Source organism: Falsiroseomonas sp. E2-1-a4 (genome assembly GCF_051433165.1).
Lineage (GTDB): Bacteria > Pseudomonadota > Alphaproteobacteria > Acetobacterales > Acetobacteraceae > Falsiroseomonas.
Genome location: NZ_JBHMFS010000024.1, coordinates 52452 through 65582 on the forward strand (window position 1 = coordinate 52452; position 13131 = coordinate 65582).

The following is a 13131-nucleotide window of genomic DNA, read 5'->3' on the forward strand; positions in this document are numbered from 1 at the left end:
GCTTGGCGCCGGTGCCGTTCTGCTTCAGGCGGAAATGCGCGGCTTCTCCCCCGGCGCGGGCGTATAGGGAAAATTCCCGGATTTCAGCACGGCTTCCTCACCGCCATTCGCCGCGATGGCGCGCGCCTGATCCGCGAAGGCGCGTGCGGTGACCTCGGTAGGGTCGCAGATCGCGCGCAGCCGGCGTCCGGCCTCGGTCAGCACCGCTGCATGCGCCGGGCTGCCGGACAGATCCCGCGTTTCCAGCGGATCGGTGTTCAGATCGTAGAGTTCGGGTTGGTAACCCTCGTAATGCGTGTACTTCCACTGGCCGAAACGGACCATGAAAATACCGGTCAGGGAGCCCACAGCATGGTACTCACTGAATGCCGTACGGTCCGGTTGCTCAGGGCCACGTGCCAGATCGGCCAGGGAATGACCGGGCAGCCCCGGTTCCGTGGATGAAATGCCGACGGTCTCGACGATGGTCTGATAACTGTCCAGAAGGCTCACCGGCGTCGCAACGCGGCGCCCTTGCGGAATGCCCGGACCGCGCAGCACCATGGGGACACCGGCGGACTCCTCGTACATGTTCGACTTGCCCCAAAGCGTGCGCGCCCCAAGGTTGTCGCCATGATCGCTCGTGTAGACAACCAGCGTATCCCGATCGAGGCCTGTCGTAGCCAGTGCATCGAGCACCTGGCCGATATTGTCGTCGAGGAAGCTCACCATGCCGTAGTAGGCGGCCATTGCCGTGCGGACATGCGCCTCGTCGCGGAAATGGTCCTCGTAGTTCTGCACCTCCCGCAGCTTACGGACCACGGGATGGTCCGGAAACTCACCGGCGCCGCGCAACTGTGGCAAAGTGAATTGCGCAGGGTCGTACATCCGGAAGAACTCCGGCGGCGCGATCAGCGGGAAATGCGGGCAGACAAAGGACACGAACAGGCACCACGGCTTGTCCGGCGGCTGTGCCGCTGTCTCTCGCAGCCACTGCACCGCGGCATCACGGATGGTGCGATCATACCCCGTGTAGCTGCTTTCGCCCTCCCCCGCATCACCTGCCAATTGTGCGGTGGAGGGACGTCGCGGCGGCGGCCGGCGCAACATCCCCTGCAGATCGCCCCGGCCGTTCAGCACATGCAGCGGCACGATCTCCTGGCCGAAGCCATTCAGGTTCTGCGTTGACTGATAATGCAGCTTGCCGATCGAATCGCACCGATGTCCTTCGGCCAGCAGGCGATGGCCCCAACCCTCCGGCTCGCCGGTGTAAGGAAAGGCGTTGTCCCAATTGCCGGTGTCGTGAACGTACTGCCCGGTGGCGAAGGCGGCGCGGGCCGGGACGCAGATCGGGCATGGGGTATAGGCGGCGTCGAACACCGTGCCCTGCTCCGCCAGCCGATCAATGTTTGGCGTGCGCACCAACGTGTTGCCGTAGCAGCCAGCGACCCGCTTGCTGTGCTCATCAGACATGATGAACAGGACATTCTTGCCGCTCATTCGGCAACCTCCGTTTGCGCCCGCCGGCGCCGTTGCGAGAGCCAGGCCTGGGCGAAGGGCCATATCAGGGTGAGGGCCGAGATGCCGACGAAGCTCAGCGCGATCGGCCGGTCGAGTATGCCCCAGAAGCCCGCGGCGCTGAGCTGCATGCCGGAGCGAAGCTCCTCCTCTAGAATTTTTGCCAGAACGAACCCGATGACGAAGGGCCCGATCGGTACCTTGCACAACCGCAGGCCGTAGCCAAAAATCCCAAAGCCGATCACCACCCAGACATCAAACATGCGGTTGTGCAAAGCGTAGGCGCCGACCACGCAGAACACGAAGATCGCGGGCAGCAAGAGCGCCCGGTTTACCACCATCAGCCGTGCGATCCAGCGCACGCTGAACGTCATCAGCACGAACATGACCATATTGGCGACCAGGTAGGCGGCGATCAGCGCCCAGACAAAGGGCCCATTGGTCACGAACAGAAGTGGTCCAGGCTGGATGTTGTGCAGGATCAGGGCGCCGAGCAGGATCGCATCGATCGGGCTGCCAGGAATGCCCATGGTGATCAGCGGAATCAGCGCGCCACCGACATTGGCGTTGTTCGCTGCCTCCGACGCCACGATGCCTTCCTCGCTGCCGGTGCCGAATTTTTCGGGCGTCTTGGAGAAACTGCGCGCCGTGGCATAGGCAACCATCGAACTGATCGAGGCGCCAACGCCGGGCAGGATGCCGATCCAGGTGCCGATGATGGAGGACCGCAGCAGATTGACGCCATGCCGGCTCCAGGTTGCCAGGCTCAGCATCATTCGCTGCCCGCCGATGCGGATCGGCTCCGCGCGACGTTCGATCTCCAACGCATCCTCGATGATCTGTGCCATGACAAAGACGCCGAGCAGCACTGGCAGCAGCGAGAATCCGCCATCCAATTCGTTCCAGCCCAGCGTCAGCCGCAACTGGCCATCCGATGGCGTGAGGCCGGGCAGCGCCACGGCGATGCCGAGCGCACCGGCCAATAGTCCCTTCACCAGCGAGCCCTGGCTGATCGCCGCGATCAGCACCAGGGCCATCAGCACCATGGCGAAGTATTCCCAAGGGCCGAAGGTGGTGGCCCAGCGCGACAGCGGCTGTGACAGCAGCACCAGGAAGACGCCGGCAACCAGCCCGCCAGCCAACGATGCGCCGATGGACAGCGCCAGCGCCTTTTCGGCCTCGCCTCGCCGCGCCATTGGATGCCCGTCGAAGGTCGTCATCACCGAAGACGGCGTGCCAGGCATGCGCAGCAGCGTGGCGCTGATCAACCCACCGGAGACGGAGCCGACATACATCGCCACCATCAGGACCAGCGCGTGGGTGCTGTCCATGAAGAACGTCAGTGGAATGGACAGCGCGATCAGCATGCCACCCGTCAGGCCTGGAATCGCGCCGACGAAGATGCCAAGCGCGGTGCCAAGCAGCACCCAGAAGAACGGCATCGGCGTGAAGATGTACCCGAGGGCGCCGAGCAGGTCTCCGATCATGGCTTCAGGGCTTTCACCGCGGCAGGTCGATGTAGAAGAAACCCGTGAAAAGCCAGGTCCCGCCAAATCCGAGCACCAACGCGATCAGCAAACCTATCAGCATGATGCGCCGCTCGAACAGGCCTAGCAGCGCACTGGCCAGCGCCACGAAGGCAACACTCGCCAGCTCGAAACCAACCAGCCTGGCCTGCATCACGCCGACATAGCCAATGGTCAGCAGCACAATGCCGACGGCGACGTCTGGTCGCGCCCGGTATTCCGCCGGTACACGCGGCTTGCGCTGCGCCAGGCCGATACCGGCGCGCAGCGCGACCAGGGCCGCCAGTACCAGCAGGATCACGGCGATGCCCTGCGGGACGGCGGCCGAGCCCAGCGGATCAAAGAATGGCGGTGGCAGCTTCTCCGCCTCGAACCACAGCAGCGCCGCCAACCCGGTCACGAAAACCGCCAGCCAGCAATCCGCCACCGGCGCGCGACTGCCGCCGATGGCGCCCGTCAGCCCGCCCGACATCAGCGTCGGATCTGCCGTGCGCGTTCCACAAGCGGTAGCGTTTCGGCCAAGGTGCGGTCCAGGTCGGCCCGTACACGATCCGGCTCGACGAAGATCGGCTCCAATCCGAAATCGCTGATCTGTTTCGCCACACGCTCATCCCGCATCGCATCGCGGAAGGCATCGCGCAGTCGCGCGATCCGATCCGCCGGCGTGCCCTTCGGCGCCAGCCAGATGCGGGCCGATTCCGACGTGACATCGATACCCAGTTCCTTCGCCGTCGGCACGTCGGGCAATTTGGCACTGCGCTGTTCGGACAGCATCAGGATGGAGGCGAGGCCACTCTGGCCGAACTGGATCAGCTCCGAGGCGGAGAACATGGCAATGTCGGTGTGCTTGCCGACCAGTGACTGGTAACGCCGGGCACCACCGCCGGCCTGCACGTACCGGAACTCCACTCCGGCCTCGCGCGCCAGTCGCATCGGCACGAAATGCACCGGTAGCCCGATATTGGCGGCGACCGTCACCTCACCGGGGTGGGCTTTGGCGTAGGTCAGCAGCTCATGGAATGATTTGAAACGGCCATCGGCGGCGGTTGCGATGCCCAGTTCGGCGACGCCGGTCGCGCCGATTACCTCGAAGGCGCTGTGGTCGTAATCGACCACGCGCATGGCACGAGACGTCACAAGACCATCGTGCCACAGACCTATGGTATGCCCATCCGCGGCGGCGTCGCGGATCGCCCTCGTTCCGATGGTACCGCCGGCACCGGACATGTTCACCACGACGAGAGGCTGTGACAGCGCGTTGGTCTGTTCAAAGGCGCGTTGGAAAACTCGGGCCAGGCCGTCGATTGCGCCGCCCGGATCAGTAGGCACGATCACGCGGATCGGTTGGCTTGGAAAGCTTGCCTGTGCATTGACCGCGCCAGCCCCGAAACCAAGCAGCGCCGAACCGGCGACAAGCCCCCGGCGCGATACCCCCCCCAGCTTATGCATCGTGGTTGCTCCACTTTTGCTAGCGTGAGTTGATAGTGACATCGGCTGCAACGAACTCGCAAGGGCTTTGCGTTGGGGAAGCCATATCCAGGCGTAGCGGTTTGGCCGCTTCGTGTGCGTAATGCCGCACCCTTGAAGATTTGCCGGCAATTTCCGACCTGGGCATCCGGGACTGAACAAGGCCATCACGCGGCACAAGGATGAGCACGGCTAACCCGTCCTATTCATCGGACGGCAGCAGCAGCGGGCTCGGCGGTCTGATTTGAGCGTTGGGAGAGGTCGCTCGGGAAATTCTGACATCCCGATGAGTGGATTTCCTGCCTGACAGCGGCGAAGGTGCCGCGGATCAGGAGCGACCATGACGAAGCGAACCCGCCGGACGCACAGCCCCGGCTTCAAGGCGAAGGCGGCCTTGGCGGCCATCAAGGGTGAGAAGACGCTGGCTGAATTGGCCAAGCTGTTCGACGTGCACCCGCATCAGATCACGGCCTGGAAGGCGCAGCTTCAGGAGGGGGCGGCCGGTGTCTTCGGCCCTGGTCCTTCTGCCACGGAACCCGCGCCCGCGGTCGATCTGAAGCTGCTGCATGCGAAGATCGGGGAGCTGACGCTGGAGAAGGATTTTTTATCCGGCGCGCTCAGCAAGGCGGGCCTGCTGAGCGCAAAGCGATGATCGACCGTGGCAATGTGCTGCCCTTGACGCGGCAGGCCGCGCTGCTGCGGCTGAGCCGGAGCAGCGTCTACTATCTGCCTCGGCCGGTGCCGCCTGCGCGGCTGGCGATCATGCATCGGATTGACGCGCTGCACCTCGATCACCCCTTCGCGGGCAGCCGGATGCTGCGCGCGGAGGGCATCACGATCGGACGACTGGCGGTGGGGACGCTGATGCGTCGGATGGGCGTCGAGGCGCTGTATCGCCGGCCGAGCACGTCCAAGCCGGCACCTGGGCACAAGATCTACCCCTATCTGCTGCGCAATCTGGTCGTGGACCGTCCGAAGCAAGTCTGGGCGATGGACATCACATATATCCCTATGGCACGGGGCTTCGTCTATCTGGCGGTCCTGCCTGCACAGGCCAATGCCTGCGTCACGGTGCCTGGTGCACGGCGCGGCAACTTCGCCGACGCATCACTCAATACCAGCAGCATCGATCTTGATCCGCCATGCTCAAAGCAGCAGCCGTCCGCCGTGGACCGCGGCCACTCCGTCCAGCTCCAAGGTCACGTCGTCCGCCACCAGATCAATGTGCCGGCCGCTGATCAGCGTCCCGCCCAGAACCGACGCCGCCCGCCAACCGATCAGGTGATTATCGCCGAGCGCGATATGGGCCGTGCCGAGGCGGAACTTGTTCTCCACGTGCCCAATGCGCCGCGCCATTGGGTTGGTGCCGATACCGAGTTCCGCAAGGCAGCGCGCGGTGTCGTCGGCCGCCGCCAAGATCGCCCGCAACCGCGCCGCTGCCGAACCACCCTGCAGATCGACGAGTCGCCCGGCGCGGAACTCCAGCGTGATCGGATCCTCCAGCAGACCCAGCTGCGGGCCGCGTCCCTCCATATAGACGACCTGCCCAAAGGCATCCGCGACAAAGCGCCCTTCGGCCGTGTGTTCGGCGACCGACAGCATCGCCTCGCCGGACGGGAAGGAACCGAAGCCGGTGTGGTCATCGGCATGGCCGGTCAGTACCATGCAGGGCCGGCAGACCCCGACCGTAAGGTCTGTTCCGGCGGCCGTGCGAACGCGCACCTGGCGACTACGGCCGACGGCTTCGGCAAGCCGACGCGTCGTGGTGTTGAGCTCCACCGGATCGGCCAGCGCCGCGCCACGAGCAAAATCTTCTGGCGGGGCGTTGTTGATCAGCACCAGCCGCTTTCCCGCCGCGAGCACCGCCTCCGTCAGGTCATCATAGGCCCGCGGGAAGGCGAGGCTGGTCGCCACGATCGTCAGGTCGGCGGTGCAGGCCGCCGCAAGAGCAAGTGCCGGATGGCGATAGCCGGCGCGCATGGGCTCGGGCACCAGCAGCAGCGAGGCGACGCGCCCGGCCCCTGCTTCCTCGCAAGCGGCCAGCAGCGCGTCGTGGATGCTGCGGTGCTGGTCGGTGCTGGACAGCACCAGCACCTCCTCGCCTGGACGGATGTTGTCACGCGCGAGATTGCGGGCGGCACGCAGCACCTCGACGATCTCGGCCATACCCATCGCCCGTCCCTCCCTCAGTGCCGCACCCGGCGCGGATCCAGCCAATCGCGCAGCGCATCACCCAGCACGTTCAATGCGACCACCAACGCCACCAGCAGGCAGCCTGGCATCACCATCACCCACCAGGCATTGCCGAGCACCTGCCGGCCATCATTCATAATGCTCCCGAGCGAAGGCGCAGGCGGACGCACGCCAAGGCCGACGAACCCGAGCGCGCCTTCCACCACCACTGCCTGCGCCACTGCGAAAGTCCACAGGACGATAGCGGAGGAGGCGACATTCGGCAGGATGTGCCGCCACATCACCCTCAGCGGCGTGGCGCCGGCGACGGTCGCGGCCTGCACGTAGTCCAGTTCCCGCTGCACCATCACCTCCGCGCGCATCACGCGGGCGAAGCCCGCCCAGCCCCACAGGCCCAGCACCAGGATGATGGCAGGCAACGAGGCACCGACGATCCCGATCACTGCGATCGCAAGCACCAGCAGCGGGAAGGCGAGCTGGACATCGGCGACCCGCATTGCGACCACATCGACGCCACGGCCGAGATAACCCGCGAGCAGCCCCAGCGCCCCGCCCAGCACGGCCGAGAGCGTCGCCGCCGCGACTCCGACCAAAAGGGAAACCCGCAGCCCGTAAAGCATGCGGGACAGCAGGTCGCGGCCAAGATGATCCGTGCCCAGCAGGAAGCGCGGATCGCCTCCCTCCATCCAGAACGGCGGGTGCAAGCGGGTGCGCAGGCCGATGGCCAGCGGATTCGCCGGCGCGATCCAGTCGGCGCCGAGCGCGGCAGTGGCAAGCACCACCACCACAAGCAGGGCCAGCAACACGGCTGGATCGCGCCGCATCAACGGCGCGCCTCGGCGCCGCGGATGCGCGGGTCAAGCGCGGCGCAGATCAGGTCGGCCGCGAGGTTGAGCGCGACGACGAAGACCGCCGTCAGGAAGATGCCAGCCTGCAACAGCGGGTAGTCGCGCGCCAGCGCCGCGGTTAGCAGCATGAAGCCGAGACCGGGCACGGCGAAGATCGTCTCCGTCAGCACGGCACTGCCGATCAGCTGCCCAAGGTCGGCGCCGATCACGGTGACGGTGGGCACCATGGAATTGCGCAGGGCGTGCACCAGAACGATCTGCGTTAGCGAAAGCCCCTTGCTGCGCGCGGTGCGGACGTAGTCCTGCGCCAGTACCTCGAGCATCTGCGCCCGCACCACCCGCGCCACCTTCGCCATCAGCCCGAGCCCAAGCGCAACCACTGGCATCACGGCATGCGCCGGGCTCTCCCACCCCGAGGTCGGCAGCAGTTGCCACGACACACCGAGCAGCAGGATCAGCAGTGGCGCGCTGAAGAAAATCGGCACGGCCTGGCCGAGGAAGGCCACGGCCATGAGCAGTCGGGAGACCAGCGAGCGAGGCCACACCGCCGCAGCCACGCCGATCGGGACGGCCATCACCACGGCGAAGACCAGCGCACCGGCGACGAGCTGCAGGCTGACGGCGAGGTGGGTGAACGCCAGCGGCAGTGCCGCCTGCCCGCCCCGAAGGGACTGGCCGAAATCCAGCTGCAGCGCGCCCTGCAATTCACCTAGGAACTGCTGCCACAGCGGACGGTCGAACCCCATCGCGCCACGCAGCAATGCGATCTGTTCGGTCGTGGCGCTTGGGCCGAGCAACAGCGCGACAGGATCACCGGACAGCCGCGTGATGGCGAACAGCACGGCGAAGACGCCGAGCAGGGTGAAGCAGAGCTGCACAAGGCGGGCGAGAATGATTCTGCTCATCCCGGCCCGCCTGCCCCTGCCGGCGGCGCCTGATCAGCCACGCACGGCGATGGGGTCGAAGTTGATCACCCGGTCCGGCCGCGGCTCGAAGCCGGAGACCTCGGCTCGCACGCCATAGGTCTGGCGCGGGTGATAGAGGAAGATCCCTGCCGCCTCGTCATGCAGCAGCCGGCCCATCTGCTGCAGCAGGGCCTTGCGCTTCTCCGGGTCCATCTCCGCCGTCGAGGCGGCGTAGAGCCGGTCGAACTCGGCATTGTGGATCCGCGATTGCGGTCGCGTGGACTGGTTCCAGACGAAGACGAAGTCGCCGTCCATCGCCGGGAAATACCACCAGCCGATGAAGAAGGCCGGATCCATCCGGCCGCCGTGATAGGCGTCGACATAGGCGGCGGTCTCCAGCACCTCGATGCTGGAATCCACGCCGACGGCCGAGAGATAGCCGGCCACGGCCTCGCTGACCTCGCGATCCATCAGCTGGAGCCCCTGCGTGGTATGGATCTTCACGCTCAGGTTCCGCACCCCGGCTTCCCGCAGCAGTTGGCGGGCGCGATCGGGATCGTAGGGATAGGGTTGGATGCTCGGATCATGACCGACGCCGTTCGGCGCAACGAGCTGCCCCGTCACCTCGCCGTAGCCCGATAGCAGCTGCTCGACGATGGCCTGCTTGTCCACCGCGAGGTTCAGCGCCTGGCGCACGCGGCGATCCGCAAGCGCAGGGTTGCGCGTGTTGAGAATGATCAGATTTACCTGCCCGATGGTATTGGCCACCACACGGGTGCCGCCCTGGCCGAGCTGACGGGCTAGGTCCGGCGGGATGTTCTCGGCGAGATGCACCTCACCAGCACGCAATGCGGCGACGCGGGTGGAGGCATCGGGGATCGAGCGCAGAACAATCTCGCGCACCTTCGGCTGGCCGCGCCAGGATCCCTCGCGGGCACGCAGCGTGACCGAGGCGGAGGGCTGGAAGGCCGCCAGTTCGAAGGGGCCCGTGCCGACAGGACGGTTGGCAAATTCCTGTTCGCCGACGCGCTGAAAATAGGCGGGCGGCAGCATGAAGGGGCTGGCTAGGCGGCGCGGCAGGATCGGATCGGGCTGTTCGGTGACGATCCGCAAGCTGTGCGGCCCTGGCGCTTCGACGGACTTGATGGTGGCGATACGGGCGCGGACGACTTGGCGGTTCTCCGGCTTCAGCACACGCTCCAACGTCCACTTCGCCGCCGCCGCATCGAAGGCTTCGCCATTCGAGAAACGCACCCCCTGGCGGATGTCGAACTCCCAGGTGTCGGGCGCGGTGTTGCGCCAGGCGGTGGCCAGCGCCGGCACGGGATTGCCCTGCGCGTCGGTCGTCACCAGCGTGTCGAAGATCGGGTAGAACACGACGGTCGAAGGCGGGCCGCTGGTGCGCGCATTCGGTTCCATGGCGGCCACCATGCTGCCGAGCGCAACGCGCAGTGTTCCCTGGCCCTGGGCGCGCGATGCGCCCCAGGGCGCCGTCGCCAATGGAAGCGCGGCCGCGGCCGCAGCAAGGTCTCGACGTCGCAGCATAATGTTTACCTCCCATCTACGGCGAGGCGGATCACGCCCGCCGTTGCCAGTTTCTCGATCCGGTCGTCGTTCCAGCCGGGCAGCGCGGCCAGCACCGCATGCGTGTGCTCGCCAAGGCGCGGCGCAGGCTGCAGTGGCGCTGGCGCCCCATCGCCCAGGCCGCGCACGGGGCTGCGCATGATCTGTGCCGAGTCGCCGTCCCAGGTGGCCACCTCTGTCGTCATCTGCCGCGCCACGGCCTGCGGGCTTGCGATCGCCTCGGCCACGCTGAGGACCGGGGCAGCCGGCACGTCGGCACGGCCGAGGATCTCCAGCCACTCCGCCTGGCCGCGGCTGCGGAAGACCTCGTCGAGGATTGCTTCCAGCACGGCACGGTTTTTAACGCGCGCGGCATTGCCGGCGAAGCGCGGATCCTCCGCTAGCTCCGGCCGGCCGATCGCCGCGGCGAGGTTGCGCCAGAACTTCTCCACGCCGACCGCAGCGACCACGATCGGGCGGTCCGCGGTGTCGAAGGCACGATAGGGTGCCAGCGCCGGGTGGCCAGCGCCGTGCTGAGCCGGCGTCCAGCGCCCGGTGCCGAGATTGGTCGCTTCGTCACCCAGCAGCGCCAGCTGCGCGTCGAGCATGGAGATGTCGAGCGCCCGCCCCTGCCCGGTGCGATCGCGCTCGCGCATTGCGGCGAGCAGGGCGAAGGCGGCGAAGAGCCCGCCCGCGGTATCGCCGAGGTGGAAGGGCATGTGCGCCGGCCCCGTCGCGGGGTGGCCCGTCAGGCTCATCCCACCACCGAGCGCCTGTACGATCAGGTCGTAGCCGGGCCGCTCGCGCCACGGGCCGGTATGGCCGAAGGCGCTGATCGAGCAGGTGACGATGCGTGGGTTCACCGCCGCGAGTGCGGCATGGTCGATGCCGAGCTTGGTGGCGACGCCTGGCCGGAAGTTCTCCACCACCGCATCGGCGCCGCGCACGAGGTCCAGAAAGGCCTCGCGTCCTGCCGGTGCCTTCAGGTTGATGGCGACGCTCCGCTTGCCACGATTGTAGCTGTGGAACTGGGCGCTGACGCCGCCGATCGTCGGGCCGATCGCGCTGGAGCGCACGGGGTCGCCGTCCAGCGGCTCCACCTTCACGACGTCGGCGCCGAGATCGGCCAGAAGCATCGTGCAGAACGGGCCGGCGACGAACATGGTGAGGTCCACCACCCGCACACCCGCCAGCATGGCGGAGCAGTCCAAGCCCTTCATGCCGGCCAGCCCCAGACGCCGGCCGCGGCGCCCCAGAGGAAGGCATGCAAGCTCTCGGGCTTCAGGCCCAGTGCGCGTGCTTCGGCCACGGGCCGCGCATAGGCCATCAAGGGATGGCCCGTGCCGAACATCACCTTGCCGCGGCCATGCCGGTCCATGAAGTGCACCAGTGCAGGCGGGAAGTGCTTCGGCATGTGGCCTGACGTGTCGATGAACAGGTTCTCGTGCTTCCAGGCGAGCGAGAGCAGCTCCTCGGTCCAGGGATAACCGGCATGGCCGGCAACGAGGCGCAGCTCGGGGAAGTGCAGCGCTACCACGTCAAGATGCAGCGGCCGGCCAAGCTCGCTGCGCTCGCGCACGGCGGTGTGGCCGGTCAGCACCAGGGCAGGAATGCCGAGGTCGACGCAGGCGGCGTAGAGCGGGAAGTAGATCGCATCGTCGGGCGCGCGGCCGTAGAGGAAGGGCAGCAGCTTGAGGCCGCGAAAGCCGTCCTGGAGCACCGCGCGGCGCAGCTCACGCACCGCAGTCATCCCTTCGCGCGGATCAACGCTGGCGCAGCCGACGAAGAGGTCGGGCGCCGTTGCTACCGCTTCGGCCACGGCTAGGTTGGTCGCGGGGCTGCCCGGGAAGGCGGTGGCCGACAGCATAACGCGTGCGAGGCCGGCACCACGCGCCTCGGCTGCAATGTCCTCTACGGTCAGCCCCATGCGCGCCTCCATCCGAAGCCGGCGGTAGAGCGCTGCCATCGGCGGATAGGCCTCGAACAGCGCGGCAGGCCACAGATTGGCCCAGCAATCGGCGATCGGAGGCGTGCCTTCGGCGGTCATGCGGTCAGCCTCGGCGCTGTGGCGGTGGCTTCACCGCGCAGAACAATAGTCTCCAGATCCACCTCAACGCCGCCGGCTGCGCCAAGGCGCCTGGAGAGCCGGGTCGCGGCTTCGACAAGCAGCGCGCAGTACCGCCGGAAAACGGGCGGGTCGTATCGCGGCGTCGGCACGGACACGCTGAGCGCGCCGGCGGCATCGCCTGAGGCATCGAGGACCGCCACCGCGGCCGTGTTGATCCCGACGATCAGTTCCGCCCAGCTGAACGCGATCCCATTTGCAGCAGCCGCCTCGACCGCGCTGGCCTGGGCGACGGGCAGTCGAGGCCGGTCTCCGGGCGGCAGCCGGCCAAGCAAGGCTCGCCCACTTGCCGATGTGCCGAGCGGCGCCCGATCGCCGATCTGCAGCACATACGTCAGCTGGTTCGGCCAGGTGCAGCGGCTGACCACGAGCATCTCGGCACGGACCCGGACGGCGAAGCCGACGGTTTCGCGAAGATGCGACGCCAGCGCGGTGACCTCGGGCTCTACTGCACGCGGCAGGTCGAGCTCCGCCATGAAGGCGCTGGCCAGGCGCATGACCGCCGGCCCCATCCGATAGCGCCGCTGGTCGTCCACAAGCAGGTAGCCGCGCCGAAGCATGTCGGCCAGCAGCGCAGAGGTGCTGCTACCAGGAATGCGGAGATGTGCGGCGATCTCAGCATGGGTGGCGGGCTCGCGCACCTCAGCGAGCCATTCCAGCACCTCCATCACCCGGTCGGCAGACTTCACCATGAGTTCACGCTCCTGTACGACGTTCGCATCTGAGAAGGCTGAGTGCAAGTGTCTCGCCCGCTTGATCAGGAGAGGCTTTGCGCGCCGTTGTCCGGCTCCCATCGCCGCTGCCGTGGCGCAAGCTGGACTTGCTTCGGGAAAGTGGAGAGGTCCCGATGATGCGAGAGGACCCCCATGAAGCAGCAGCGACGGTTTACGAAGGAATTTGAGGACGAAGCGGTGCGCGTGGTCCGGACTGTCCGGCGTCAGCACCCTTGGGACAGATGAGCTGTGCCGTTCGCAGACATCATTTCAACTGTCGTAACGCCATCTCAA

The 13131-nt window shown here is 66.8% G+C and carries 11 protein-coding genes and 1 pseudogene; 1 reads left to right on the forward strand and 11 read right to left on the reverse strand.

Features of this window, described 5'->3' with window-relative positions; all coding sequences use genetic code 11:
* Positions 1 to 24 precede the first annotated feature (24 nt).
* The 4 genes from ACFHNC_RS21095 to ACFHNC_RS21110 are packed head-to-tail and all read right to left on the reverse strand — an operon-like array spanning position 25 to position 4472.
* The gene (locus ACFHNC_RS21095; RefSeq protein WP_437171215.1) at positions 25 to 1479 is read right to left on the reverse strand and encodes a sulfatase-like hydrolase/transferase; all 1455 of its coding nucleotides are present in this window, start codon (positions 1477 to 1479) and stop codon (positions 25 to 27) included.
* On the reverse strand, positions 1476 to 2984 hold the full coding sequence (locus tag ACFHNC_RS21100) for a tripartite tricarboxylate transporter permease (RefSeq protein ID WP_437171216.1): 1509 nt from the start codon (positions 2982 to 2984) through the stop codon (positions 1476 to 1478). Before ACFHNC_RS21100 ends, ACFHNC_RS21095 begins: the two co-directional genes overlap by 4 nt.
* 13 nt (positions 2985 to 2997) lie before the next feature.
* Positions 2998 to 3495, reverse strand: coding sequence for a tripartite tricarboxylate transporter TctB family protein (locus tag ACFHNC_RS21105; protein WP_437171217.1), 498 nt, complete (start codon positions 3493 to 3495; stop codon positions 2998 to 3000).
* Complete coding sequence (locus ACFHNC_RS21110; protein ID WP_437171218.1) at positions 3495 to 4472, reverse strand: Bug family tripartite tricarboxylate transporter substrate binding protein; 978 nt, start codon at positions 4470 to 4472, stop codon at positions 3495 to 3497. The genes ACFHNC_RS21105 and ACFHNC_RS21110 overlap by 1 nt, the downstream gene beginning before the upstream one ends.
* A gap of 358 nt (positions 4473 to 4830) precedes the next feature.
* Between ACFHNC_RS21110 and ACFHNC_RS21115 the strand changes: the two are divergent.
* Positions 4831 to 5534 (forward strand): annotated as a pseudogene (locus tag ACFHNC_RS21115) (transposase); the annotation flags it as partial.
* A 102-nt stretch (positions 5535 to 5636) separates the two neighbouring features.
* Here the strand turns inward: ACFHNC_RS21115 and ACFHNC_RS21120 are convergent.
* Genes ACFHNC_RS21120 through ACFHNC_RS21150 form a run of 7 tightly spaced genes read right to left on the reverse strand, consistent with a single transcriptional unit; the run spans position 5637 to position 12816 of the window.
* Positions 5637 to 6656, reverse strand: coding sequence for a hypothetical protein (locus tag ACFHNC_RS21120; protein WP_437171226.1), 1020 nt, complete (start codon positions 6654 to 6656; stop codon positions 5637 to 5639).
* Between the two features lie 20 nt (positions 6657 to 6676).
* A complete protein-coding gene (locus ACFHNC_RS21125) occupies positions 6677 to 7507 on the reverse strand; it encodes an ABC transporter permease (protein ID WP_437171219.1) in 831 nt (276 codons plus the stop codon).
* Positions 7507 to 8436 (reverse strand): ABC transporter permease, encoded by a 930-nt coding sequence (locus ACFHNC_RS21130; protein WP_437171220.1) that lies wholly within the window; start codon positions 8434 to 8436, stop codon positions 7507 to 7509. The genes ACFHNC_RS21125 and ACFHNC_RS21130 overlap by 1 nt, the downstream gene beginning before the upstream one ends.
* Positions 8437 to 8469: 33 nt before the next feature.
* The gene (locus ACFHNC_RS21135) at positions 8470 to 9981 is read right to left on the reverse strand and encodes an ABC transporter substrate-binding protein (protein ID WP_437171221.1); all 1512 of its coding nucleotides are present in this window, start codon (positions 9979 to 9981) and stop codon (positions 8470 to 8472) included.
* Positions 9982 to 9986: 5 nt separating this feature from the next.
* Positions 9987 to 11219, reverse strand: coding sequence for a CaiB/BaiF CoA transferase family protein (locus ACFHNC_RS21140; protein ID WP_437171222.1), 1233 nt, complete (start codon positions 11217 to 11219; stop codon positions 9987 to 9989).
* The gene (locus ACFHNC_RS21145; protein ID WP_437171223.1) at positions 11216 to 12046 is read right to left on the reverse strand and encodes an amidohydrolase family protein; all 831 of its coding nucleotides are present in this window, start codon (positions 12044 to 12046) and stop codon (positions 11216 to 11218) included. Before ACFHNC_RS21145 ends, ACFHNC_RS21140 begins: the two co-directional genes overlap by 4 nt.
* The gene (locus ACFHNC_RS21150; protein WP_437171224.1) at positions 12043 to 12816 is read right to left on the reverse strand and encodes an IclR family transcriptional regulator; all 774 of its coding nucleotides are present in this window, start codon (positions 12814 to 12816) and stop codon (positions 12043 to 12045) included. The genes ACFHNC_RS21145 and ACFHNC_RS21150 overlap by 4 nt, the downstream gene beginning before the upstream one ends.
* Positions 12817 to 13131 lie beyond the last annotated feature (315 nt).

What these genes read in the sequence shown, in the direction of transcription:
- ACFHNC_RS21100 (WP_437171216.1), bottom strand. Translation starts at nt 2,984, where the DNA reads ATGATCGGAGACCTGCTCGGCGCCCTCGGGTACATCTTCACGCCGATG.
- ACFHNC_RS21135 (WP_437171221.1), bottom strand. Translation starts at nt 9,981, where the DNA reads ATGCTGCGACGTCGAGACCTTGCTGCGGCCGCGGCCGCGCTTCCATTG.
- ACFHNC_RS21125 (WP_437171219.1), bottom strand. Translation starts at nt 7,507, where the DNA reads ATGCGGCGCGATCCAGCCGTGTTGCTGGCCCTGCTTGTGGTGGTGGTG.
- ACFHNC_RS21105 (WP_437171217.1), bottom strand. Translation starts at nt 3,495, where the DNA reads ATGTCGGGCGGGCTGACGGGCGCCATCGGCGGCAGTCGCGCGCCGGTG.
- ACFHNC_RS21120 (WP_437171226.1), bottom strand. Translation starts at nt 6,656, where the DNA reads ATGGCCGAGATCGTCGAGGTGCTGCGTGCCGCCCGCAATCTCGCGCGT.
- ACFHNC_RS21110 (WP_437171218.1), bottom strand. Translation starts at nt 4,472, where the DNA reads ATGCATAAGCTGGGGGGGGTATCGCGCCGGGGGCTTGTCGCCGGTTCG.
- ACFHNC_RS21145 (WP_437171223.1), bottom strand. Translation starts at nt 12,046, where the DNA reads ATGACCGCCGAAGGCACGCCTCCGATCGCCGATTGCTGGGCCAATCTG.
- ACFHNC_RS21130 (WP_437171220.1), bottom strand. Translation starts at nt 8,436, where the DNA reads ATGAGCAGAATCATTCTCGCCCGCCTTGTGCAGCTCTGCTTCACCCTG.
- ACFHNC_RS21140 (WP_437171222.1), bottom strand. Translation starts at nt 11,219, where the DNA reads ATGAAGGGCTTGGACTGCTCCGCCATGCTGGCGGGTGTGCGGGTGGTG.
- ACFHNC_RS21095 (WP_437171215.1), bottom strand. Translation starts at nt 1,479, where the DNA reads ATGAGCGGCAAGAATGTCCTGTTCATCATGTCTGATGAGCACAGCAAG.
- ACFHNC_RS21150 (WP_437171224.1), bottom strand. Translation starts at nt 12,816, where the DNA reads ATGGTGAAGTCTGCCGACCGGGTGATGGAGGTGCTGGAATGGCTCGCT.